A 21,812-nucleotide genomic window follows, 5' to 3' on the forward strand; every position below is an offset into this window, starting at 1 on the left:
GGCCCCGCACCGGCAAGGCGGCTCCTGCCCTGCCTCGCCGGCCGCCCTCACTCCCAGTCCAGCGCGCCCTTCCGCCACTCGTAGACGAAGCCCACCGTCAGCACGGTCAGGAAGCCCATCATGGAGAGGAAGCCCACCCAGCCGAGGGTGCCCAGCGAGATCGCCCAGGGGAACAGGAAGGCCACTTCGAGGTCGAAAATGATGAAGAGGATGGCCACGAGGTAGAAACGCACGTCGAAACGGTGCCGCGTGTCCTCGAAGGGTTCGAAGCCGCACTCATAGGTCGAGAGCTTCTCCGGATCCGGCTTCTGGTGCCCGGCCAGGAACGAGCCGCCCACCATGGCGATGGAGATCACCACCGCGATGGCCAGGAAGACGAGGATCGGGAAGTACTCGGCGAGGAGCGGCTGCGTCATCGTTTCGTTATCCAATGCAAACAGCGCCACGAGGGCGTGTGCGATGCAGCGCGAACATACTGCGACCCGCAGCCCACTGCCATAGCGCGCGGGCAGCAATACCGCCATGTGACCCAAAGACAAGGGGTCAGGACGACACGGCTGGTCGATAATAAATCCGGACGAATTCAGTCCGGATACATGAGGCGTTCTTGCCAGAAAAAGAGCGCCGGAACCGCATATCGAAGACGGGGGAATGTGACGAATGGCGCGAGTGACGGGGCTCGAACCCGCGACCTCCGGCGTGACAGGCCGGCGCTCTAACCAACTGAGCTACACCCGCGCAATGCATGGGCAAAGGCCGGCAACAATCCGCCGGACTTGCCAAGCCCAGGAACGACGATGCATCGGGTGGCGCGAGTGACGGGGCTCGAACCCGCGACCTCCGGCGTGACAGGCCGGCGCTCTAACCAACTGAGCTACACCCGCACACGATGCATGCCCCTGCCGCCCTGGGGCGGGAAGAGCGCCGCACCCTCCGGTGCGGCTCGTGGGGCGGGGTTTATGGGGTGACGAGGAAGGTGTCAAGCAGGCCACCGAAGCATCCTTGCCACCCTCTCCCGCCCCTTCCGGCAGCCGCTACCCTGCCCCGGACTTTCCGCCGGACGGGCTCGAATCGTGGCCCGCCGTTCCTGGCGAGCGGCCGGTGCGGGGCGGCCCAGGGAAAAAGCCCGGACAAGACGGGGAAGGCTATGATGGCCCGCGGACGGGCGGCGGAATGGGCGCTGAGGGATTCGAACCCCCGGCATCCTCGGTGTAAACGAGGCGCTCTACCGCTGAGCTAAGCGCCCACGAAACCCGGCCACAGTGCCCATGGCAGCATGGGTCGGGCCGGCGGAAGATAGGGCGGAAGCAGGACCCATGTCACCGCTCCCGCCAGTTTTCGCAATCAGGAGTTCAGGGCATCCTTGAGCCCCTTGCCGGGCTTGAAGCGCACGGAGGTGGAGGCCTCGATCTTGATCTCCTCGCCGGTGCGCGGGTTCCGCCCGGTGCCAGCCTTGCGGGTGGAGATGGAGAAGGTCCCGAACCCGACCAGTCGAACCTCCTGGTTCTCCTTGAGGGACGCTTCGATCGCCTTGAACATCGCGTCCACCACCTCGGTGGCCTTGGCCCGGGTCAGTTCGCCCGTCTCGGCCACCACGGCCACGAGATCCTGCTTGTTCACCTGCGATATCCCTCCGGTGATCACCAACAAAACGGGGGAAGCCCCGAGCGGAACTTCCCCCTCCTGGCCGGGACACTAGGCAGCGCGGTTTCGGGCCGTCAACGGCCCGAAACTGCGCAGGAGCCGCGGTTCGCGCACTTCCCCGGGAGAAGCGGCAGGACGGCCACGATGGCCATCCCGCAACCCTGGAGTGCAAAAGCCGCGAGGCTCACGCGGCCTCGCATGGATCAGTGCGGCAGGCTGGGCGCGGCCGGCGTGGCGGCAGCCGGCTTGGCCGGCGGTGCCTCGGCTGCCTCGTCCCACTCGATGGCCTCGGGCTTCCGGACCAGAGCCTGGGCGATCACCTCGTCCACATGGGAGACGGGGATGATCTTCAGGAACTTCTTCACCGAATCGGGGATCTCGGCGAGGTCCTTCTCGTTCTCCTGCGGGATGAAGACGGTGGTGACACCGGCCCGCATCGCCGCGAGGAGCTTCTCCTTCAGCCCGCCGATCGGCAGCACCCGGCCGCGCAGCGTGATCTCGCCGGTCATCGCCACGTCCTTGCGGACGGGGATGCCCGTCATGATCGACACCATGGCGGTGGCCATGGCGATGCCGGCGCTCGGCCCGTCCTTCGGCGTTGCCCCTTCCGGTACGTGGACGTGGATGTCCCGCTTCTCCAGGAAGTTCGGCTTGATGCCGAAGGCGATGGAGCGGCTGCGGACATAGGACAGCGCCGCGGAGACGCTCTCCTGCATCACGTCGCCCAGCTTGCCCGTGTGCTTCACCGCGCCCTTGCCCGGCAGCAGCACCGCCTCGATGGTCAGGATCTCCCCGCCCACCTCGGTCCAGGCGAGGCCGGTGACGGCACCCACCTGGTCCTCCAGCTCCGCCTCGCCGTAGCGGTACTTCTTGATGCCCGCGTACTTCTCGAGGTTCTTGCGGGTGACCGCGACCTTCTTGGCCTTACCGGACACGATCTCCCGCACCGCCTTGCGCGCCACGCCACCGAGCTCGCGCTCGTAGGACCGCACGCCAGCCTCCCGGGTATAGTACCGCGCCAGGTCCAGCAGGGCCTCGTCGGTGATCGTCCACTCGCCCGCCTTCAGCCCGTTCGCCTCGGTGACCTTGGCGATCAGGTGGCGCTTGGCAATCTGGATCTTCTCATCCTCCGTGTAGCCGGGGATGCGGATGATCTCCATGCGGTCAAGCAGCGGCTGGGGCATGCGCAGCGAGTTGGCGGTCGTGATGAACATCACGTCCGACAGGTCGTAGTCCACCTCCAGGTAGTGGTCCGCGAAGCTGCTGTTCTGCTCCGGGTCCAGCACCTCCAGCAGGGCCGAGGACGGATCGCCGCGCCAGTCGGCGCCGAGCTTATCGATCTCGTCCAGCAGGAAGAGCGGGTTGGAGGTCTTGGCCTTCTTCATGCCCTGGATGACCTTGCCCGGCATGGAGCCGATATAGGTCCGCCGGTGGCCGCGCACCTCCGCCTCGTCCCGCACGCCGCCCAGCGACATCCGGACGAAGTTGCGGTTCGTCGCCTTGGCGATGCTCTTGCCCAGCGAAGTCTTGCCCACGCCCGGAGGACCGACGAGGCACAGGATCGGTCCCTTGATCTTCTGCGAGCGCGACTGCACCGCCAGGTATTCGAGGATCCGCTCCTTGACCTTCTCCAGACCGTAGTGGTCGGCGTCCAGCACCTCCTCCGCGGCCTTCAGGTCGTTGCGGACCTTGCTCTTCTTCTTCCAGGGGATCGAGAGCATCCAGTCGAGGTAGTTGCGCACCACCGTCGCCTCGGCGCTCATCGGCGACATGGTCTTGAGCTTCTTCAGCTCACCCATCGCCTTCTCGCGCGCCTCGGGGGTGAACTTGGTGGCCTTGATCTTGGCCTCCAGCTCGGCGGTCTCGTCCTTGCCTTCCTCGCCCTCGCCCAGCTCCTTCTGGATCGCCTTGAGCTGCTCGTTCAGGTAGTACTCGCGCTGCGTCTTCTCCATCTGCCGCTTGACGCGGTTCCGGATGCGCTTCTCCACCTGAAGGACGCCGATCTCGCTCTCCATATGGGCGAAGACCCGCTCCAGCCGGGCGCCCACGCCCACCGTCTCCAGCAGCTCCTGCTTCTCGGAGATCTTGAGGTTCAGGTGGCTCGCCACCGTATCGGCGAGCTTGGCCGTGTCCTCGATCTGGTTGATCGAGACCAGCACCTCGGGCGCGATCTTCTTGTTGAGCTTGATGTACTGCTCGAACTGCGTGACCACGGAGCGGGCCAGCGCCTCGACCTCGCGCGGCTCGGCCGGCTTGGCCTCCTCCACCGGGGCCGAAAAGGCCTCGAAATAGGAATCCGTCTCCTTCCAGCCGACCACCTGGGCACGCCGGCCACCCTCGACCAGCACCTTCACGGTGCCGTCCGGCAGCTTCAGCAGCTGGAGGATCGTGGAAACGGTGCCAATCTCATAGAGATCGGAAGCCTGGGGGTCGTCCTGGGACGCGTTGCGCTGCGCCAGGAGGAGGATCTGCTTGTCCTCCCGCATCACCGCTTCCAGGGCACGCACGGATTTCTCGCGCCCCACGAAGAGCGGCACGATCATATGCGGGAAGACGACGATGTCCCGAAGCGGCAGGACGGGAAGCAATTCGCCGCTGACAGTTTCCGTCATGGGACCTCACTATGGACAGTCGGCCCGGGGCCGCCCACAGGAAGACCCGACCTCGGACTTCCATCGAACGGCACGGCCCCGGCGCCACGGGGATGGGATGACAGATGGTGCGCCGCGCCCTTGCATACAACCGTGTAGGTCAGAACCCTCTCGGCAGTGCGGGCGGGCGCGGCTCCCATCGGCGTCAGGCGGAGGTCTGTTCCGCCGGACGCTCGCCATAGATGAACAATGGCGTGGCCCGTCCCTCGGCCACCTCCTTGTTCACCACGACCTCCTCGACCTGATCCAGGCCGGGCAGCTCGAACATGGTGCCGAGCAGGATGCTCTCCATGATCGAACGCAGCCCGCGGGCACCCGTCTTGCGCTGGATCGCCCTCGTCGCCACCGAACGCAGCGCGTCCTCGGTGAAGGTCAGCTTGGTGGCCTCCATCTCGAACAGGCGCTGGTACTGCTTCAGCAGGGCATTCTTGGGCTTGGTCAGGATCTCGATGAGGGCCTTCTCGTCCAGATCCTCCAGCGTCGCGACCACCGGCAGGCGGCCGATGAACTCGGGGATCAGGCCGAACTTCAGCAGATCCTCGGGTTCCACCTCGCGCAGGATGGCGCCCTGGCGGCGCTCGTCCGGGCCCCGGACCTCGGCGCCGAAGCCTATGCCCGACCCCTTGCCCTTGGCGGCGATGATCCGGTCGAGGCCGGCGAAGGCGCCGCCCACGATGAAGAGGATGTTGGAAGTATCGACCTGCAGGAATTCCTGCTGCGGGTGCTTCCGGCCGCCCTGGGGCGGGACGGAGGCGACCGTGCCCTCCATGATCTTCAGCAGCGCCTGCTGGACGCCCTCACCGCTCACGTCGCGCGTGATCGAAGGGTTGTCCGACTTGCGGCTGATCTTGTCGACCTCGTCGATATAGACGATGCCGCGCTGCGCCCGCTCGACATTGTAGTCGGCCGACTGCAGCAGCTTCAGGATGATGTTCTCGACATCCTCGCCGACATAGCCCGCCTCGGTCAGGGTCGTGGCATCGGCCATGGTGAAGGGCACGTCGAGGATGCGGGCCAGCGTCTGGGCGAGCAGCGTCTTGCCCGAGCCGGTCGGCCCGATCAGCATGATGTTGCTCTTGGCGATCTCGACGTCGCCGGACTTCCCGCCCGCGGCCAGCCGCTTGTAATGATTATGGACCGCCACCGAGAGCACCTTCTTGGCGTGCTCCTGGCCGATCACGTAATCGTCGAGAACCTTGCAGATCTCCTTCGGGGTCGGCACCCCGTCGCGAGACTTCACGAGGTGCGTCTTATGCTCCTCGCGAATGATATCCATGCACAGCTCGACGCATTCATCGCAGATGAACACGGTCGGACCGGCGATGAGCTTGCGCACCTCATGCTGCGACTTGCCGCAGAAGGAGCAGTACAGTGTATTCTTCGAGTCGCCGGACTTGCTCATGCTCGCTCCTGACCCCGGTTACGGTCCCCGGGGCGCGAGGCACCGGGGGTTCGCCCGAAGGGCAAAGGGTAGTCTAGACACCGTATGACAAATGGGGGAAGCCTCGGGCGCCGGCGAGCCCCCAAAGAACACATCTCCGGGTTGCCCGCCGGGCATCTCTTGCGCGGCTCAGACGGGCTTGGGCGCGGCACCGTCGGGCGTCGCGCTGACGGGGCGCTGCTCCACCACCTGGTCGATCAGCCCGAAATCCCGGGCCTCCTCGGCCGACATGTAGGTGTCGCGCTCCAGCTTCGCCTCGATCGCCTCGACCGGCTGGCCCGTATGCTTCACATAGATCTCATTGAGCCGCTTGCGCAGGCTCAGGATCTCGCGTGCCTGGATCTCGATGTCGGTCGCCTGGCCCTGGGCGCCACCAGAGGGCTGGTGCACCATGATCCGCCCGTTCGGCAGGGAGAAGCGCTTGCCCTTCTCGCCGGCGGTCAGCAGCAGGGAGCCCATGGAGGCGGCCATGCCCATGCAGACCGTGCTCACCGGGGCGCGGACATACTGCATCGTGTCGTAGATCGCGAGGCCCGCCGACACCACGCCGCCCGGGGAGTTGATGTAGAACGAGATCTCCTTGTTCGGGTTCTCGCTCTCCAGGAACAGGAGCTGGGCGCAGATCAGTGAGGCCATGCCGTCATAGACCTGCCCCGTCATGAAGATGATCCGCTCCTTCAGCAGGCGCGAATAGATGTCAAAGGAACGCTCCCCGCGAGCGGTCTGCTCGATGACCATGGGAACGAGCGTATTGTTATAGATTTCAACCGGATCGCGGTCACGCATGTCACTTCCTTTCGCCACCGGGCCCAGAACCGATGCTGGTGGCGGAAGGGCGCGGAGGCAACTACCTCCCTGGCCCGTCCGGTCCCCAGTTCCGGCCCTCCCCCGGGAATGGACCCGGCAAGGATTGACGAAACATGCGGCGAACCGGCCCGCCCCGGCACGTCGCGCGCCTCGGCGAAACCAAGATGGCCCGCCCCGCCCACCGATGGAAGGGGGCGGGAGACAGATCGATGACCGGGGCGCGTCGTCGCCCCGGCGCCGTCCTGGCGGGTGGGAAGCCGCCGGGACGGACCCGGCGGCAGGCGTGGCGTGGCCGGCGGCCGCGCCACAAGGTCAATGATGCCGGATCAGGCCGCGGCGGTGTCCTTGGCCTTCCCGTCCTCGGGGGCCTGCAGTTCCTCGGGCGTCACGCTACGCTCGTTGACCTTGGCCAGTTCCAGCATGAAGTCCACCACCTTCTCCTCGAAGAGCGGGGCGCGGATGCTGTCCAGGGCCTGCGGGTTGCGCTGGAAGTACTCCATCACCTGCTTCTCCTGGCCGGGATAGCGGCCGGCCTCGGCGCGCATGGCCCGCAGGATCTCCTCCTGCCCGACCTGCACGCCGTTGGTGCGGCCGATCTCGCTGACCAGCAGGCCCAGGCGGATGCGGCGCTCGGCGATCTTGCGGTACTCGGCCCGCAAGGTCTCCTCGTCCTTGCCCTTGTCCTCCTCGTCCAGGCGCCCTGCCTTCAGGTCGGCCTCGACGCGCTGCCAGATGCCCTCGAACTCGGCATCCACCAGGCCCTGCGGCACCGGGAAGTCGGCACGCTCGGCCAGGGCGTCCAGGAGCTGGCGCTTGACCTTCAGGCGGGAGGCCTGGTCGTACTGGCTCTGGATGATCTCCTTCATCTGGTTCCGGAGATCCTCGATGCCGCCCGGCACGCCGACCTTACTGGCGAACTCGTCGTCCAGCGCCGGCTTCACCGCCTTCTTCAGCGCCTTGGCCGTCATCTCGAAGACCGCGGGGCGGCCGGCGAGGTCAGGGGCGTGGTATTCCTCGGGGAAGGTCACGTCGACATGCCGGGTCTCGCCGACCTTGATGCCGACCAGCCCGTCCGCGAAGCCCGGGATGAACCCCTCGCCGCCCAGTTCCACCGGCATGTCGCTGCCGCTGCCGCCCTGGAACTCCTCCAGCTCGCCCTCGGGATTGTCCTTCGGGCGGGCACGGCCTACGAAGTCCACGATCACCGTGTCGCCGGCCTCGGCCGGGCGGCCCTCGGTCACGTCCTCCAGCGAGGCGGCGCGGGCAGCCAGACCTTCCAGGGCCTTGGTCACCTCCTCCTCGGAAGGCTCGGCCTTCAGCCGCTCCACCTCGATCGAGGCGAATTCCGGCATCGGGATCTCCGGCAGGACCTCCATCTCGATATGGAAGGCGACGTCCTTGCCCTCGCCGATATCCTCGCTCTTCAGCTCCACCTTGGGCTGCTGCGCCGGCTTCAGCCCGCGCTCGGAGAGCAGGTCACGGGTCGCGGTCTGCACCGCCTCCTCCAGCACCTCCCCGTTGATGGCCGTGCCGTAGCGGTTCTTGACCACCGACATCGGCACCTTGCCCGGGCGGAAGCCCGGCAGCCGGAGATCCCTGGCCACGGCCGCCAGGCGCTTGTTCCGCGCCGCGTCCACCTCGGCCGCCTGCACCACCACGTCAAAGGAGCGCTTCAGCCCCTCCGTCGCGACCTCGGTCACCTGCATGTCGTTCGGTCCCAGTTCCAAAATCTCAGTGCGGCACTGCCCGCGGCGGGGCGGTGGCTGGTGCGGGCGGAGGGACTTGAACCCCCACGACTTGCGCCACTGGAACCTAAATCCAGCGTGTCTACCAATTCCACCACGCCCGCCTGCGCCGTGCCGTCGAAGCGCCGGCGTGTAACCCATAGGGCGGGCATTTCCAAGCCGGCAGCCGGGCTTTCGCGCCGCTTCCGCCTCGAATCCGCCCTTCCCCGCACCGGATGGCGCCCTTGGCGGCCCCCGGCCGCGTCACCCCCGCCGGATGCGCGGCTGCGGGCGCGGCTTCTGCCCGATCTTGCGGAAGGCATAGAGGAAGGAGGTCCAGCGCCCGGTCGGCAGGTCCAGCAGGCCCGTATCCTCGCGCAGCTCCACCGGCACGCAGCCATGCCGGTTCGCCAGGGCGAAGACCGCCCGCTGCGGGAAGACATGGAACTCCCGCTCCGTCACCGGCTCCCGCGCCAGGTATTCCTCGGTGGAGAAGCGATAGCCCTCGGCCCAGCCGGGCACCGAGAAGATCGCCATCCCCCCGTTGCGCAGCGAGGCGAAGGCCTCGTCCAGCACCGCCGCGACCATCGGCGGCGGGTCGTGCCACAGGGTCAGCCGGCTGTAGAACAGGTCATAGGCCTTGGACGGGACGAGGTTCCCCGCGGTGACCGGGTGGAATCGGACGTTGCCGATCCCCGCCTCCTCCATCCGCGCCGCCGCCACGTCCAGGTGCGGCTGGGAGATGTCGCAGGCGATGACCTCGCGGAACCAGGGCGCCACCTGGCCCGTCACCCGCCCCACCCCGCAGCCATATTCCAGCATCACCGGCAGGTCCGCGGTGGCGAGGCCGGCACGGCGAAAGATCGACAGGATCAGCCCGAGGTCGAAGAGCCCGGTCTGGTAGAAACCCTCCCGGTGCGCCTCCAGATTCTCCGGCCGGTGCTGCGGCAGGGGCAGCACCGACCAGTGCGGCGCCTCCTCGCCCAGCGCCGTCCAGCAGGCGGCCAGCCGTTCCAGCAGCCGCGCCAGCGCCTCCGGCGGCGCCTCGGCCTCGATCTCCTGCAAGGGCGCGTCCAGCGGCGCGAAGGGCGGCGGCGGGGTGACCGCCAGCCCGAGCCCGTCGAGCTTCGCCCGGAACTCGTCCGAACCCAGGAATTCCCGCCGCAGCGTGGCAAGGTCCGGCGTCATTGCCGCGCGGGACGGCATCGCGGCGCTCTCGTCCGGATGCGGCTCCCGCCCCAGGATGAGGCGATAGGCTGCCCGCACATCCTCGGCCGTCACGTCCGCCCGCGCCCGCCGTGGGGCCGGCGCCACCAGGGTGTCGCCTTCCGCCGGGGCCGCGTCGCGCCCTTCCGCGCGTTTCCCGTCTTCACGGGGCTGGCGATCGGCAAGCATGATCCGCCTCCCATCCTTGACCCCGGCATGGCTAACACGGGTGCGGCGCACGGACGACCACTTTCGCGGGAAAATCCTCCCCTTGACGCTCGCGAAAGTCATCCTCCCCGAGAGGCCGATGGGTCTGCCCGGCCAGGAGGCGCCAACCGGCCCCCACCCCATCCGTTGATTGCGGGACACCGTCACCCGCCGGGGCGCGCTTCCTCCGTCCGGGCCAGCGCGGCGGGAATCCCCGCCACGACATCCTCGGCGATCAGCCCCCGCCCCGGCGAGGCAGCGGCGCCATGCACCCAGACCGCCGCCGCCGCGGCCTCGAAGGGCGGCATCCCCTGCGCCAGGAAGGCACCGCAGATCCCGGAGAGCACATCTCCCGTCCCGGCGGTGGCCAGGCCCGGCGGGGCGTTGTCGTTGATCGCCACCCGCCCGTCCGGCGCGGCGACCACCGTGTCGCTGCCCTTCAGCACCACCACCGCCCCGGTCCGCGCCGCCGCCGCGCGCGCCGAGGCCAGCCGGTCCTCCCCCACCGCGCCGAAGACCCGCGCGAACTCCCCGGCATGGGGCGTGACGATGGTGGCGCCGCGCAGGCGCTCCGGATTCCCGGCGCAGAGGGTCAGCGCCCCGGCATCCGCCACCACCGGCTGCCCCGCCGCGAGCACCTTGTCCAGCAACGCGCCCGCCCGCTCGTCCGGCGGCAGGCCTGGCCCCAGGACCCAGACCCGCCCCTTGCCGCCAATCAGCGCATCCGGCGGCGGGTCGGCGATGATGTCGCCGGGCATGGCGACGCCGCGCAGGATGAAGGCGGCCCCCGGCGAGGTCGCGGCAACCGTCAGCATCCCCGCCCCCGCCCGGCGCGCCGCCGCCGCCGCCAGCCGCGCCGCCCCGGGCATGGTCGCCCCGGCGGCCACCACCACATGGCCACGCTCGTGCTTGTGCATCGCCGCCGACGGGTGCGGCAGGCGCCACAGCCAGGGCCCGTTGCGGAAGGCACGCGGCGCCACCTCGGCGATGACGGAATCCGGCAGGCCGATCTCCGCCAGCTCCACCTCGCCGCAGAACTCGCGCCCGGGCAGCAGCAGATGGCCCGGCTTCAGCCGCGCGAAGGTCACGGTCGCCACGGCTCGGGCCGCCTGGCCCCGCACCTGTCCCGTGCCGCCATCCACCCCGCTCGGCACATCCACGGCGAGGACCGGCGCCGCTATGGCACGCAGCACATCCGCGACCGTCCCTTCCACCGGCCGCGACAGGCCGGCGCCGAAGACCGCATCCACCACCACCTCCGCCCGCGACACCGCCACCGGGTCCCAGCCCAGCCTCGGTCCCCGCCAGCGCGCCGCGGCCTCCGCCGCCGCCCCGCCCGGACGCGGCTCCGCCAGGGCCGCCACCGCGACGGGCCAGCCCTCCTGCGCCAGCAGCCGCGCCGCCACCCAGCCGTCGCCCCCGTTGTCGCCGGGGCCGCACAGCACCACGACCCGCCGGGGTCGCCAGCGCCGGCGCACCGCCCGCGCCACCGCCCGCCCGGCGGCCGCCATCAACGCCGCCGTCGGGTGCCCGGCGACGGCGGCCAGCGCATCGGCGCGGGCCATCTCGGCGGGGGTCAGCAGTTCCGGTGGGATGGGGTGCGTCTTGCGGATCAAGCCAGGTTCCTCGCGAAGGCCGGCCGCCCCTCAGGAGGGATCAGGGGGACCAGGGGGGGACAGCGGACGGGCGGCCGGTCGAACGGTGCGGCGGACGATAGGAAGCCCGTGAGCACCGGGGACGGGAGCTTCCCGCGCCCCCACCCCCATGTCACCCTGCCAACGCCGCGCCCCGCCCCCGGATGCGCCGGGGTCCCCACCCTTTCCGGTGCCAGCCGGACGGAAGGATATGACGATGACGGATTTGCACGGCCTCGACGGCCTGATCCAACCTGCCAGCCCACGGTCCACCGCCAACCAGGGGGATGCCCCGGACGGCCGCGGCCTGCACCGGCGCACCATCGTCATGACCTCGCTGATGACCGGCCTGACCCTGGCCACCGCCCATGGCGCGGCGGCCCAGGTGATCCAGACGGACAATGTCGGCCTCTGGGCCAGCGAGGTGCAGATCCCCACCGGCGGCGCCCAGATCCCCGCCTATGCCGCCCGTCCGGCCGGCGAAGGCCCCTTCCCCACCGTGCTGGTGATCGAGGAGATCTTCGGGGTCCACGACTACATCAAGGACATCTGTCGCCGCCTCGCCAAGGCCGGCTACCTCGCCGTGGCGCCGGAACTCTATGCCCGCCTCGCCGATCTCTCGAAGATGACCGACGTGCAGCAGATCGTGCGCGACGTGATCAGCAAGGCGCCCGACGACACCATGCTGTCGGACCTCGATGCCACCGTGGCCTGGGCCAGGGCCGAGGGGCGCGGCGACACCACACGGCTCGGCGTCACCGGCTTCTGCCGCGGCGGCCGCAACACATGGCTCTACGCCGCCCGGAACCCCGCCCTGAAGGCCGCCGTGGCCTGGTACGGGCCGGTCGGCGGCGGCACCAGCGACATCCAGCCGCGCACCCCCACCGATGTGGCCGCCGAGCTGAAATGCCCGTTGCTCGGCCTCTATGGCGGCGCCGACCAGGGCATCCCGGTGGCCCAGGTGCAGGCGGCGGCGGAAAAGGCCCGCGCCGCCGGCCGGCAGGTGGAGATCGTGGTCCTCCCGGACGCGCCGCACGGCTTCCACGCCGACTACCGCCCCAGCTACCGCCGCGAAGCCGCCGAGGATGGCTGGCGCCGCATGCTCGCCTGGTTCCGCGACCACGGCGTCGCCTGACACCGGCCCGGTGGGCGCCGCCCCTCGCGGGGTCGTTCGCCAAACCGGATGAAAAGCCCCAGTCTGTCACCGCAGACGGATTCGCGCCGGCCCCCGCAGCCCCTGGCTCCGGGGGCACCCGGCAGCCCCAGGAAAGAGGACGGCAATGGCATTCGTGGTGGCGGTGGCGAGCCAGAAGGGCGGCGCGGGCAAGTCCACGGTGGCGGCGAACCTGGCGACCGCCCTGCTGGCCGAGGGCATTCCCGTCGCCCTGCTCGACACCGACCCGCAGGGCACGCTCAGCCGCTGGCACCAGGAACGGCCGGAGGATGCCCCGGCGCTGGATTTCGACGCCCCGGCGGGCTGGCGCGTGTCGCAGATGGTGGAGAAGCGCCGCAAGGCTCCCGGCTTCCTGATCCTCGACACGCCGCCCCATGCCGATGCCGATGCCCGCCGCGCCATCCGCGCGGCCGATCTCGTGCTCATCCCCCTGCAGCCCTCGATGCCCGATGTCTGGGCCATCGACGCCACCCTCTCGGTCGCCGCCGACGAGAAGCGCCCCGTCGCCCTGCTGCTGAACCGCGTCCCCTCCCAGGGGCGGCTGCGCGACGAGGTGCGGGCCCATCTGCGCAAGCGCGACCTGCCGGTCCTGTCCGCCACGCTCGGCAACCGCACCGCCTTCGCCGCCGCCTTCGGACGCGGCCTCGGCGCGGTGGAGGACGCGCCGCGCGGCCTGGCCGCCCAGGAGGCCCGCGCCCTGGCCGCGGCCCTGCGGCGCGAGGCGGCACCCTGACGCGGCAACCCGGCGCGGCCGTCCCGGGGCGGCTGTCCCCGGGGCCGACGGCCCGCCATCCTGTGATCCCGGCTGTCTTCCTTTTGTCACGCGCCGGCCCCTGCGGCGTTTAAGCTGCGGCGGCCGGCGGGGACGCAGCAGAGCCAGGACATGGCCACCCCCCGCGTTCAGGAGGAAGAGCCCTTGGCCAGCATCATCGCTTTCAGCGCCTTCGGGCGCCTGCCCATGCGCCCCGTCACCGATCCCGAACTGGATTCCGTCCTCGCCGAAAGCGCACCGGGCGAGGTGAGCATCCTCTATCTCTGGGGCAGCCGCTGCGCCGATTGCGACGCTGTCCGCACAGCCCTGCGCAGCAAGCCGGAAAGCTTCCGCTGGCCCGGCGTCCGCTGGCTCGAAAGCGACCTGCGCGACGATCTCCGCCTGGCGACACGCTTCGGGCTGCTCGGCATCCCGGCCTTCCTGATCTTCGCCGGGCGGCGCCCCCGGGGCAGGATCACCGGCTGGCCGGGCGTCCCCACCTTCACCCGGCTGGTCGGTGAGCAGCTCCAGCGGCTCCATTGAGGCCGCCCGCCGGGGTTGGCGGCATGGCGGCCGCGGCCCCTGCCGGCGCTCAGCGTCCGTTGCGCTCGATCGACACCCGCACGTCGAGCGGCGGCGCCGTGTAGGGGGCGGAGGTCACGATCACATCCACCCCGGTCCGGGCATAGTCGGCGATGTTGCGGTCGCCGATGCCGCCGGTGGCGATCAGCACCGGCCGCTGCTGGTGGCCGTTCAGCGCGCGCACCACCTCGCCCACCTGTTCCGGCGAGAACTTGTCGCACTGCACGATGTCCGCCCCGGAATGGGCGAACTGCACCGCCTCGTCCACATTGCCGGCCTCGACGGCGATCTTGCGCTCCGGCTGCGCGGCGCGGAGCTGCGCCAGCCAGAGATGCGGCGGCTGCCGCCCGAGGAAGCCCCGGTGCTGCGCGAAGACCAGCACGCTGTCGGACAGGCCGAGCCGGTGCGGCACGCAGCCGCCCGCCGTGATGGCGCGCAGCATCAGGTCCTTTGCCCCGGGCAGGTGCTTGCGCGTGCAGGCCACGGCGATCTCCGGGCGTATCTGCCGTGCGGCCGCCCGCAGCCGGGCGGCGGCGGTGGCGATGCCGGAGGTCAGCTCCACCAGCGTCTGCGCCGTCTTGGTGGCGCGGTGCAGCGCGCTGGCCGGGCCGCGCGCCTGGAGGATCGGGCTGCCTTCCTCGACCTGCGCGCCGGAGCGGCAGAAGCTCTGCACCTCATCGCAGCCGGCGAGGCGGAACAGCGTCTCCGCCTCCTCGGCGCAGCACACGGTCATCAGCGCCCCGGCCGTCATCGACAGGCGGCCATGCAACTCGCCGATACCCAGGCCCTGGGTGGTCAGGTCACCGTAGGGAGAGTCCTCCTGCAACAGGAACTCGAGGCGGGCCGTCGGAATGGTGAAGCTCATGGAGTGACCCCCTTTTTCTGGCGCGGATCATAGACCAGGCCCCGCCGCGCAGCCCCCCCGCAGGTCCATGCCGTGGCCTGCACCAGGCTCATAACGTCCGGCGGACGAACCGTCCCATTCCGGGGTCAACACGGGAATCCTCCGCCGCGTGGCCGGTCACGGGATCGGCATCCCCACGGCCGGATGCGGCCGGTTGTCTCCCGTCCGGCCCGGCGCCATTGATGCTGCGGGCCGGACCGGCCCCAGGACCCGCCGATGACGACTTCGCCCGAACCGCTTCCCACCGCCGTCGCCGCCGAGGCCAGCCGCCTGCCCTTCGCCTCCGGCCCAGCCCGCCCGCAGGCGCTGATGGTGGCGGCGGAAACGCCCGTGGCCCTGGCCTATTCCTCCGTCCCCTTCGCGGTGATGATGGCCACGCCGGCGGATCTGGAGGATTTCGCCTACGGCTTCAGCCTGACCGAGGGGATCGTCGCCTCCCCTGACGAGATCCGCGGGGTGGCGCTGCGCGGGGAGGACCGGGGCCTCGCCCTCGACATCACGCTGGAGGCCGGCGCTCTGCGCCGTCACCTGGCGCAGCGCCGGGCGCGGGAGCGCAGCCTGCCCGGCCGGACCGGCTGCGGCCTCTGCGGGATCGAAGAGCTGGAGGCCCTGCCCGCCGCGCCCGCGCCCGCCACCCCCGCGCCGGTGCTCGAGACCGGGGCGATCCGCGCCGCGCTGGACGCGATGGAGGCGGCGCAGGTGCTGAACCAGGAGACCCGCGCCGTCCATGCCGCCGCCTGGGCGGGGCCGGATGGCGGGCTGCGCCTGCTGCGCGAGGATGTCGGCCGGCACAACGCGCTGGACAAGCTGATCGGCGCCGCCCTGCGCCGGGGGGGATCGGCGGCGGAAGGCTTCCTGCTGATCACCAGCCGCTGCTCCTTCGAGATGGTGGAGAAGGCGGCGGCCTTCGGGGCGCGCAGCCTCGTGGCGGTCTCGGCGCCGACCTCCCTGGCGCTGGAGCGCGCCCGGGCGCTCGACATGACGCTGCTGGCCGTGGCGCGGCGGGATTCCGTGACGGTCTTCCATGGCGCCGGGCGCGTCGTCGGGCCGGAATGCCCTTCCTGACACACAAGCGAGGGGGAAGGCGGCGCCTTCCCCGGACCGAACGGCCCCCGGGCCCGTCAGGCCAGCATCGGCGGCGGCACGGGGGACAGGTCGAAGGTCACGCCCTTCACACCCGGGATGCCCTCCGCCAGCACCCGCAGCCCACGCTCCACATCGTCGGAGTTGCAGAAGCCGTGGAACTGCACCGTGCCCTTCTCCACATGCGGGAAGATGTAATAGGCATCGGCCCAGCTGTGCCGGCGCATCTCGGCCACCAGCTTCCGCTCGATCTCGGCATCGCTGGTCTCGCCGGGCGCCTGCGCCGGAGGGGCGACGATGGCCTTCATCAGGTCGGCGCGGGACAGGATGCCGACCAGCTTGCCGTCGCGCACCACCGGCAGGCGGCGGATGTTGCGCTTCGCCATGATCCCCGCGGCCTTCTGGATGCTGTCATCCTCGCCCACCGTTTCCAGGCTGGTCGTCATCAGGTCGCGCGCCACGCGCCCATGCGACTGCACGTACTGGAGAGCCTGGCTCGGCGCGGATTCGATCAGGCGGCGGAACCAGGACTGCGCCTCCTCCTCGCCCGTGATCTGGCGCAGCAGGTCGCCCTCGGTCACGAGGCCGACGAGCTGGCCCGTCGCGTCCACCACCGGCACGCCGGAAATCCCGCGCGAGGCGAAAAGGCTGGCCAGGGCGGGCACCGGCGTATCCGGGCCGACCGTCATCACCTGGCTGGTCATGATCTCGCGAACTTTCACAGCGTCCTCCTTGGTTCTGTCCCTGACGAAGCCAGCGCGGCGGAGCCGTCCGGCACGAGGGCTTCATCCCACGACAGATGAAAACGCCGCCATGATCTGGATCAAGGGAAAAGACCGCCGATGGCGCCTTGCCTCCCCGGCGCGCAGCCGCTCCGCCAGCCCCGCGCACAGCACCCGGCCGCGAAAGCCGGGACCTTTCGCGCCCCGGCATCAGGCCCGCCGCGTCACCTCGGTGCGCCAGATGAACAGCCCCGCCGAGACCAGGATCAGGAAGCCGGCCAGGTCGGCGAGGCCCGGGAACTCGCCCCAGAGCAGGCTGCCCAACAGGGTGGCCCAGATCAGGCCGGAATACTCGAACGGTGCCAGCATCGCCGCCTCGCCGCTGCGATAGGCTGCCGTCAGCAGGAGCTGGCCGACGCCCGAGACCATCCCGATCCCGGCCAGCAACGCCCATTGCCCCGCCGTGGGCCAGACCCAGACGGGCAGCGCGGCAATGGAGCAGGCGACCACGCCCGAGAGCGCGTACCAGAGCACGATGGTCACGCCCGGCTCCCCGCCCGTGCCCATGCGGCGGATCGAGATCATCGCCAGTGCCCAGCCGATGGCGGACAGCAGCACCACGCAGACCGCGGCGGGATCGGGCACGGCTGCCCCCGTGCCGGGCAGCAGACCAGGCGAGAGCATCACCAGCACCCCGCTGAAGCCCACCAGCACCGCCGAGACCCGCCGCGGCCCCACCCGGTCGCCCAGCAGCGGCACAGACAGGACCGTAAGGAAGAGCGGCATGGTGAAGGTAAGCGCGCTGGCCAGGGCGAGCGGCAGATGGGCATAGCCGTAGAAGGAACCGCCCATGGCCAGCAGCCCCCAGCCGCTGCGTTGCAGGTGGCCGAGCGGCGCCCGGGTCCGCAGCGCCCGCCAGCCGCCATGCGCCATGGCCTGCGGCATCAGGGCCGGCAGGGCGAAGAGGTTGCGGAAGAGCATCACCTCCGCCAGCGGGATCGCGCCGCCCAGCAGCTTGATCATCGCGGCGACCAGCGAGAAGGCCAGGGCCTCCCCGAGGACGAGGAGGATGGCGCGCCTGCGCACGGCGCTGGCCGGGTCTTGCATGGAGGAGGTGCTCGTGTGGACGGCGTATCGCCCCGAGGCTAGGGTCCACCGCATGGGATGACCAGGGCGCCCGGCCCGGCGGCGCCCGCCCGGCGGCCTGTTCCGTGTTCCGTGTCCGGTCGCCGTCCCGGCGCGGCGCCCCGCCGGCCCGGGCGGAACCGTGGAACGCGTTTGCGGAGTGGAACGACGATGACCGAGCTGCTGTACCGCCTCGACCCCTATGGACGCGACGCGGGCGCGACCGTCGTCTCCTCCGGCCCCGAGGGCGTGGTGCTGGACCGCACCCTCTTCTATGCCCGCGCCGGCGGCCAGCCCGGGGATTCCGGCACGCTGCGCTGGGCGAAGCCGGACGGGAGCTACGCCGAGGCCAAGGTCGCCGAGGCGCTGAAGGGGCCGGACAACACCGTCCTCCACACGCTGCCCGAGGACGCGCCGCGCCCCGAGCCCGGCACGCATGTGGTCGCCTCGATCGACTGGGAGCGCCGCCACCGCCACATGCGGATGCACACCACCCTGCACCTGCTCTGCGCCGTGATGCCGGGCATCTACGCCACCGGAAACCAGATCGGGGCCGAGAAGTCGCGCCTCGACTTCGACCTGCCCGAGCCGCCGCCGAAGGAATGGCTGACCATGCAGCTCAACGCGCTGATCGCCGCCGACCATCCTGTGGGGGAGCGCTGGATCGAGGAGGCCGAGCTGGACCGCAATCCCGGCCTGGTCCGCACCCTCTCGGTGCAGCCGCCGCGCGGCGCCGGCCAGATCCGCCTCGTCCGCATCGGCTCCGAGGAATCGCCGGTGGACCTGCAGCCCTGCGGCGGCACGCATGTCCGCTCCACCAGGGAGATCGGCGCGGTGGAGGTGACCAAGCTGGAAAGCAAGGGCAAGCAGAACCGCCGCGTCCATATCGTGCTGAAGGACTGAACCGGGATGGATTCGCTCGTCACCACCGAATGGCTCGCCGCCGAGCTCGGCAAACCGGACCTCGTGGTCCTGGACATCACCTACTACCTGCCGCCCGAGGGCAGGACCGGCCGCGCCGAGTTCGCCCGGGCCCATATCCCCGGCGCCCGCTTCCTCGACGTGGACGAGATCGCGGACCCCGAGACGGACCTGCCGCACATGGTGCCCACGGCGGGCCGCTTCGCGCGCCTCGTCGGGACGCTCGGCATCGGCAACGACACGCGCGTGGTGTTCTACGACCAGAAGGGCATCTTCTCCGCCCCGCGCGGCTGGTGGCTGATGCGCCTCTTCGGCCACACCAAGGTCGCCGTGCTCGATGGCGGGTTGCCGAAGTGGCAGGCGGAAGGCCGCCCGGTGGAAGGCGGCGAGCCCGCCCCCGCGACACCCGCCGCCTACCAGCCCGACTTCATCGCCGCCTTCCTGGCCGGCATCGGCGACGTGAAGCGGATCGTACGACAGACCAGCCCCTTCGCCACGGCACCGGATGCGGAAGGCGGCGCGGCGCTGATCCTCGACGCCCGCGCCCGGGGCCGCTTCGACGGCACGGCGGCGGAACCGCGCCCCGGCCTGCCCTCCGGCCACATGCCCGGCGCCAGCAACCTGCCCGCCACCGAGCTCATCGCCCCCGGCGGCACCTTCCTGCCGCCCGAGGCGCTGCGCGAGAAGTTCGCCGCCGCCGGGGTGGACGGCACGCGCCCGGTGGTGACCAGCTGCGGCACCGGCATCACCGCCTGCGTCCTGGCCTTCGGCTTGCATCGCGCCGGGCTGCCCGAGGCCGCCGTCTATGACGGCTCCTGGACCGAATGGGCGGCCCGGCCCGAAACCCCGAAGGTCAAGTGATGCCCGATACGCTGCCCCGCCCGCCCGCTTCCCGCCCGGAGCTTTCCTTCGAGACCCGCATGACCCAGGCGGGCCGCGCGCCGCTGCGCCGGCACGGCTTCGTCAACCCGCCAGTGCAGCGTGGCTCCACCGTGCTCCATGCCTCCTGTGAGGCCATGGATGCCGTCCACAGGCGCAGCTTCGAGCAGGTCCTTACCTACGGCACCGCCGGCGGCCCGACGCATCATGCGCTGGAGGATGCCATCGCCGAGGTCGAGGGTGGCACGCGCTGCCTGATCGTCGGCACCGGCCTGGCCGCCATCGCCGTGCCGCTGCTCGCCTATCTCAAGGCGGGCGACCACTGCCTGATCGCCGACAGCATCTACGGCCCCACCCGGCGCCTCGCGGACGGGCTGATCCGGGGCTGGGGGATCGAGGTCGAGTATTACGACCCGCTGGTGGACGAGGCGGGCATGGAGGCACTGCTCCGCCCCAACACCCGCGTGGTGATGACCGAAAGCCCCGGCAGCCATACTTTCGAGGTGCAGGACATCCCCGCCATCGTCCGCGCCGCGCACCGCCACGGCGCCAAGGTGCTGATGGACAACACCTGGGGCATCCACCACTTCCAGCCCTTCGAGCATGGCGTCGATGTCTCGATCCAGGCGCTGACCAAGTATGTCGGCGGCCATTCCGACATCCTGCTCGGCAGCGTCACCGTGAATACGCCCGAGGACTGGCAGACCGTCCGCAACGCCTATGTGGCGCTGGGCCAGTTCGCCAGCCCGGACGACTGCTGGCTTGCCCTGCGTGGCCTCCGTACCCTGCCGGTGCGGCTGAAGCATCAGGCGGAGAACGGGCTGGAGGTCGCCCGCTGGCTGGAAGGCCGGCCGGAGGTCGCCCGCGTCCTCCACCCGGCCCTGCCCTCCCACCCGCAGCACGCGATCTGGAAGCGCGACTTCACCGGCACCTGCTCTCTCTTCGGCGTGGTGCTGCAGCCGCGCTATTCCCGCGAGGAGATGTGCGCCCTGGTGGATGGGCTGCACCATTTCGGCATCGGCGCCTCCTGGGGCGGCTATGAGAGCCTGGCCCTTCCCACCGCCGTTACCCGCACCGCCACGCCCCTGGCCCTGGGCGGCCAGGCCTTCCGCCTGCATATCGGGCTGGAGGACCCGGCGGACCTGATCGCGGACCTCGCGGCGGGGCTGGACGCCCTGCCGCGCTAGATGCCCCGGGGCGGTGTCCTCGCGGGAGGGGCCCCGCCCCTCCCGCCAGTTCCTGCCCGTTCCGCGATCGCGGCGGCATGGCAGGCGAAACTCTCGAGCACGTCCTGCCAGTCCCGGTACTGCTCCTCGATGGAGGGCACGGCTTCGGCGTCGAAGGCCTGGTTGACCATCACGCCCGCGCCCGTCTCCCTGAAATCGACACGAACATGGCGGCCATCCTCCATGCGCCAGTCGATCCGCCGCATCGGCTCGACCCACGTGTAGGTGGCGGCGAAGTCGAAGCCTGCCTCGCCATGCCTGGGTTCGATGCGGAGCCTGAGCAGGCCACCGACCCGAAGGTCGTTCGACGCCCAGGTGGTGCGCCAGTCATCGGAGGCGTCCCACTGCGTGATCTCGGCGGGATCGTTGAAGGCGCGCCAGACCACGTCCAACGGCGCATCGATGAGCACCTCCGTCCTGATCCGCATGGCTTCGGTCCTGTCCGTCTGGGGGGACACTGGGCTGGAGGGCCGGCTCCGCGAAGGCAACCGGAGGCGCCGGAACCTCCGCCCAGGGAAGGCGATGGGCGCTGGCGGGTCAGCGCCCGCCGTCGCCGTCCTCAGTTCCTCGGCGTGGTCACGGTCTGGGAGGCCCAGGACGAGCACTCGTCGCTCGACAGGGCGTGCTTGTCGCACTCCTGCAACCCGACCACATAGGTCGTGCCGAACTCGACGGTCCCCACCTTGTGGGCACAGGCCGGCAGCGACCGCCCGTCCTTGTAGATCCCGCAGTTCCGGCCGGACTTGATCTCCTGGATGATGTAGGGCTCCCGTCCCGCGATCCCGAAGCGGAGATGCACCGCATCCCAGCAGGCGGGCGCTCCCCTGAAGAAATAATGGATCTCGGCCTGCCGCTTGCTCGGCGGAATGGTGCCCGGCCCCACGACGATGCTCACGGTCGGCTTGTACTGCCGGCAGTCATTGCCCGCCGCGGCAGGCCCGGCACCAGCGAACAGGAACAGGCCGAGCACCGCCAGAACCCAAACCATCCTCATGGGACATGCCCTCCGACTTCCGTCGCATCCTCGCCCCATTCGATACGAATCAGAAATTTTCCGGTGCCCGCCCCCGCTCATTTGGTGGTGAGGAGCCGTGCGGCTTTCCCCGATGGAAAGAAAAACGTCCGGCAGGG

Annotated in this window: 20 protein-coding genes and 4 tRNA genes; 7 read left to right on the forward strand and 17 right to left on the reverse strand. The window is 70.4% G+C overall.

Annotation, left to right across the window (positions count from 1 at the left end):
* Positions 1-47: 47 nt before the first annotated feature.
* The 12 genes from BT98_RS0103145 to BT98_RS0103200 form a co-directional block, all read right to left on the reverse strand.
* The gene (locus tag BT98_RS0103145; protein WP_019460027.1) at positions 48-416 is read right to left on the reverse strand and encodes an NADH-quinone oxidoreductase subunit A; all 369 of its coding nucleotides are present in this window, start codon (positions 414-416) and stop codon (positions 48-50) included.
* Positions 417-661: 245 nt separating this feature from the next.
* Positions 662-738, reverse strand: a tRNA-Asp gene (locus BT98_RS0103150).
* Positions 739-807: 69 nt separating this feature from the next.
* A tRNA-Asp gene (locus BT98_RS0103155) sits at positions 808-884 on the reverse strand.
* 290 nt (positions 885-1,174) lie between these two features.
* Positions 1,175-1,246: transfer RNA gene (locus BT98_RS0103160), tRNA-Val, on the reverse strand.
* A gap of 98 nt (positions 1,247-1,344) precedes the next feature.
* Complete coding sequence (locus BT98_RS0103165; protein ID WP_026033005.1) at positions 1,345-1,620, reverse strand: HU family DNA-binding protein; 276 nt, start codon at positions 1,618-1,620, stop codon at positions 1,345-1,347.
* 227 nt (positions 1,621-1,847) lie between these two features.
* A complete protein-coding gene (lon, locus tag BT98_RS0103170; RefSeq protein ID WP_026033004.1) occupies positions 1,848-4,256 on the reverse strand; it encodes an endopeptidase La in 2,409 nt (802 codons plus the stop codon).
* 184 nt (positions 4,257-4,440) lie between these two features.
* Positions 4,441-5,697 carry an ATP-dependent Clp protease ATP-binding subunit ClpX gene (gene clpX / locus BT98_RS0103175; protein WP_019460024.1) on the reverse strand — a complete coding sequence of 419 codons (1,257 nt, stop codon included), beginning with the start codon at positions 5,695-5,697 and terminating at the stop codon, positions 4,441-4,443.
* Between the two features lie 168 nt (positions 5,698-5,865).
* Positions 5,866-6,522 (reverse strand): ATP-dependent Clp endopeptidase proteolytic subunit ClpP, encoded by a 657-nt coding sequence (gene clpP / locus BT98_RS0103180; RefSeq protein ID WP_019460023.1) that lies wholly within the window; start codon positions 6,520-6,522, stop codon positions 5,866-5,868.
* Between the two features lie 347 nt (positions 6,523-6,869).
* Entirely contained in the window at positions 6,870-8,249 is a 1,380-nt protein-coding gene (gene tig, locus BT98_RS0103185; protein ID WP_019460022.1) for a trigger factor, read from the reverse strand.
* A 58-nt stretch (positions 8,250-8,307) separates the two neighbouring features.
* Positions 8,308-8,392, reverse strand: a tRNA-Leu gene (locus BT98_RS0103190).
* 139 nt (positions 8,393-8,531) lie between these two features.
* Positions 8,532-9,662, reverse strand: coding sequence for a class I SAM-dependent methyltransferase (locus BT98_RS0103195; RefSeq protein ID WP_019460021.1), 1,131 nt, complete (start codon positions 9,660-9,662; stop codon positions 8,532-8,534).
* Positions 9,663-9,844: 182 nt separating this feature from the next.
* On the reverse strand, positions 9,845-11,296 hold the full coding sequence (locus tag BT98_RS0103200) for a bifunctional ADP-dependent NAD(P)H-hydrate dehydratase/NAD(P)H-hydrate epimerase (RefSeq protein WP_019460020.1): 1,452 nt from the start codon (positions 11,294-11,296) through the stop codon (positions 9,845-9,847).
* 235 nt (positions 11,297-11,531) lie between these two features.
* Between BT98_RS0103200 and BT98_RS0103205 the strand changes: the two genes are divergently transcribed.
* The 3 genes from BT98_RS0103205 to BT98_RS23070 all read left to right on the forward strand — a co-directional run bounded on the left by BT98_RS0103205 (position 11,532) and on the right by BT98_RS23070 (position 13,782).
* Positions 11,532-12,449, forward strand: a complete 918-nt coding sequence (locus BT98_RS0103205; protein WP_019460019.1) for a dienelactone hydrolase family protein — start codon at positions 11,532-11,534, stop codon at positions 12,447-12,449.
* A gap of 145 nt (positions 12,450-12,594) precedes the next feature.
* On the forward strand, positions 12,595-13,221 hold the full coding sequence (gene parA, locus BT98_RS0103210; protein ID WP_019460018.1) for a ParA family partition ATPase: 627 nt from the start codon (positions 12,595-12,597) through the stop codon (positions 13,219-13,221).
* A gap of 183 nt (positions 13,222-13,404) precedes the next feature.
* Positions 13,405-13,782, forward strand: coding sequence for a YbbN family protein (locus tag BT98_RS23070; protein WP_019460017.1), 378 nt, complete (start codon positions 13,405-13,407; stop codon positions 13,780-13,782).
* Positions 13,783-13,831: 49 nt separating this feature from the next.
* On the opposite strand, the gene modD is transcribed toward BT98_RS23070, so the two are convergent.
* A complete protein-coding gene (gene modD, locus BT98_RS0103220) occupies positions 13,832-14,686 on the reverse strand; it encodes a ModD protein (RefSeq protein ID WP_019460016.1) in 855 nt (284 codons plus the stop codon).
* Positions 14,687-14,941: 255 nt separating this feature from the next.
* Here modD and fdhD point away from each other — a divergent pair, with 255 nt between their 5' ends.
* Positions 14,942-15,790, forward strand: coding sequence for a formate dehydrogenase accessory sulfurtransferase FdhD (gene fdhD / locus BT98_RS0103225; protein ID WP_019460015.1), 849 nt, complete (start codon positions 14,942-14,944; stop codon positions 15,788-15,790).
* Positions 15,791-15,846: 56 nt separating this feature from the next.
* On the opposite strand, the gene BT98_RS0103230 is transcribed toward fdhD, so the two are convergent.
* Together BT98_RS0103230 and BT98_RS0103235 are read right to left on the reverse strand one after the other, a co-directional pair.
* Positions 15,847-16,530 carry a CBS domain-containing protein gene (locus BT98_RS0103230; protein ID WP_026033002.1) on the reverse strand — a complete coding sequence of 228 codons (684 nt, stop codon included), beginning with the start codon at positions 16,528-16,530 and terminating at the stop codon, positions 15,847-15,849.
* Positions 16,531-16,740: 210 nt separating this feature from the next.
* A complete protein-coding gene (locus BT98_RS0103235; RefSeq protein ID WP_037249757.1) occupies positions 16,741-17,637 on the reverse strand; it encodes a DMT family transporter in 897 nt (298 codons plus the stop codon).
* 189 nt (positions 17,638-17,826) lie between these two features.
* Between BT98_RS0103235 and BT98_RS0103240 the strand changes: the two genes are divergently transcribed.
* From BT98_RS0103240 to metC, 3 genes are read left to right on the forward strand one after another with little or no spacing between them, the layout of a single operon-like run.
* Positions 17,827-18,558 carry an alanyl-tRNA editing protein gene (locus tag BT98_RS0103240; protein ID WP_019460011.1) on the forward strand — a complete coding sequence of 244 codons (732 nt, stop codon included), beginning with the start codon at positions 17,827-17,829 and terminating at the stop codon, positions 18,556-18,558.
* A gap of 6 nt (positions 18,559-18,564) precedes the next feature.
* Positions 18,565-19,437: a sulfurtransferase gene (locus tag BT98_RS0103245; RefSeq protein ID WP_027297147.1), complete on the forward strand. Its 873-nt coding sequence runs from the start codon at positions 18,565-18,567 to the stop codon at positions 19,435-19,437.
* Positions 19,437-20,642, forward strand: a complete 1,206-nt coding sequence (gene metC, locus BT98_RS0103250) for a cystathionine beta-lyase (protein WP_019460009.1) — start codon at positions 19,437-19,439, stop codon at positions 20,640-20,642. The genes BT98_RS0103245 and metC overlap by 1 nt, the downstream gene beginning before the upstream one ends.
* Here metC and BT98_RS23075 read toward each other — a convergent pair.
* Together BT98_RS23075 and BT98_RS0103260 are read right to left on the reverse strand one after the other, a co-directional pair.
* The gene (locus BT98_RS23075; protein ID WP_019460008.1) at positions 20,639-21,109 is read right to left on the reverse strand and encodes an SRPBCC domain-containing protein; all 471 of its coding nucleotides are present in this window, start codon (positions 21,107-21,109) and stop codon (positions 20,639-20,641) included. The two genes, metC and BT98_RS23075, sit on opposite strands and share 4 nt — an antisense overlap.
* A gap of 131 nt (positions 21,110-21,240) precedes the next feature.
* Positions 21,241-21,675 (reverse strand): hypothetical protein, encoded by a 435-nt coding sequence (locus tag BT98_RS0103260; RefSeq protein WP_026032999.1) that lies wholly within the window; start codon positions 21,673-21,675, stop codon positions 21,241-21,243.
* Positions 21,676-21,812 lie beyond the last annotated feature (137 nt).

It is taken from the genome of Roseomonas mucosa ATCC BAA-692 (assembly GCF_000622225.1).
Lineage (GTDB): Bacteria > Pseudomonadota > Alphaproteobacteria > Acetobacterales > Acetobacteraceae > Roseomonas > Roseomonas mucosa.

Bases quoted from the DNA above. Each gene is read 5' to 3' on its own strand.
- clpP (WP_019460023.1), bottom strand. From the start codon at position 6,522: ATGCGTGACCGCGATCCGGTTGAAATCTATAACAATACGCTCGTTCCC.
- fdhD (WP_019460015.1), top strand. From the start codon at position 14,942: ATGACGACTTCGCCCGAACCGCTTCCCACCGCCGTCGCCGCCGAGGCC.
- BT98_RS0103245 (WP_027297147.1), top strand. From the start codon at position 18,565: ATGGATTCGCTCGTCACCACCGAATGGCTCGCCGCCGAGCTCGGCAAA.
- BT98_RS0103240 (WP_019460011.1), top strand. From the start codon at position 17,827: ATGACCGAGCTGCTGTACCGCCTCGACCCCTATGGACGCGACGCGGGC.
- BT98_RS0103260 (WP_026032999.1), bottom strand. From the start codon at position 21,675: ATGAGGATGGTTTGGGTTCTGGCGGTGCTCGGCCTGTTCCTGTTCGCT.
- clpX (WP_019460024.1), bottom strand. From the start codon at position 5,697: ATGAGCAAGTCCGGCGACTCGAAGAATACACTGTACTGCTCCTTCTGC.
- BT98_RS0103205 (WP_019460019.1), top strand. From the start codon at position 11,532: ATGACGGATTTGCACGGCCTCGACGGCCTGATCCAACCTGCCAGCCCA.
- metC (WP_019460009.1), top strand. From the start codon at position 19,437: ATGCCCGATACGCTGCCCCGCCCGCCCGCTTCCCGCCCGGAGCTTTCC.
- BT98_RS23075 (WP_019460008.1), bottom strand. From the start codon at position 21,109: ATGCGGATCAGGACGGAGGTGCTCATCGATGCGCCGTTGGACGTGGTC.
- tig (WP_019460022.1), bottom strand. From the start codon at position 8,249: ATGCAGGTGACCGAGGTCGCGACGGAGGGGCTGAAGCGCTCCTTTGAC.
- BT98_RS0103145 (WP_019460027.1), bottom strand. From the start codon at position 416: ATGACGCAGCCGCTCCTCGCCGAGTACTTCCCGATCCTCGTCTTCCTG.
- lon (WP_026033004.1), bottom strand. From the start codon at position 4,256: ATGACGGAAACTGTCAGCGGCGAATTGCTTCCCGTCCTGCCGCTTCGG.
- BT98_RS0103195 (WP_019460021.1), bottom strand. From the start codon at position 9,662: ATGCTTGCCGATCGCCAGCCCCGTGAAGACGGGAAACGCGCGGAAGGG.
- BT98_RS0103235 (WP_037249757.1), bottom strand. From the start codon at position 17,637: ATGCAAGACCCGGCCAGCGCCGTGCGCAGGCGCGCCATCCTCCTCGTC.
- parA (WP_019460018.1), top strand. From the start codon at position 12,595: ATGGCATTCGTGGTGGCGGTGGCGAGCCAGAAGGGCGGCGCGGGCAAG.
- modD (WP_019460016.1), bottom strand. From the start codon at position 14,686: ATGAGCTTCACCATTCCGACGGCCCGCCTCGAGTTCCTGTTGCAGGAG.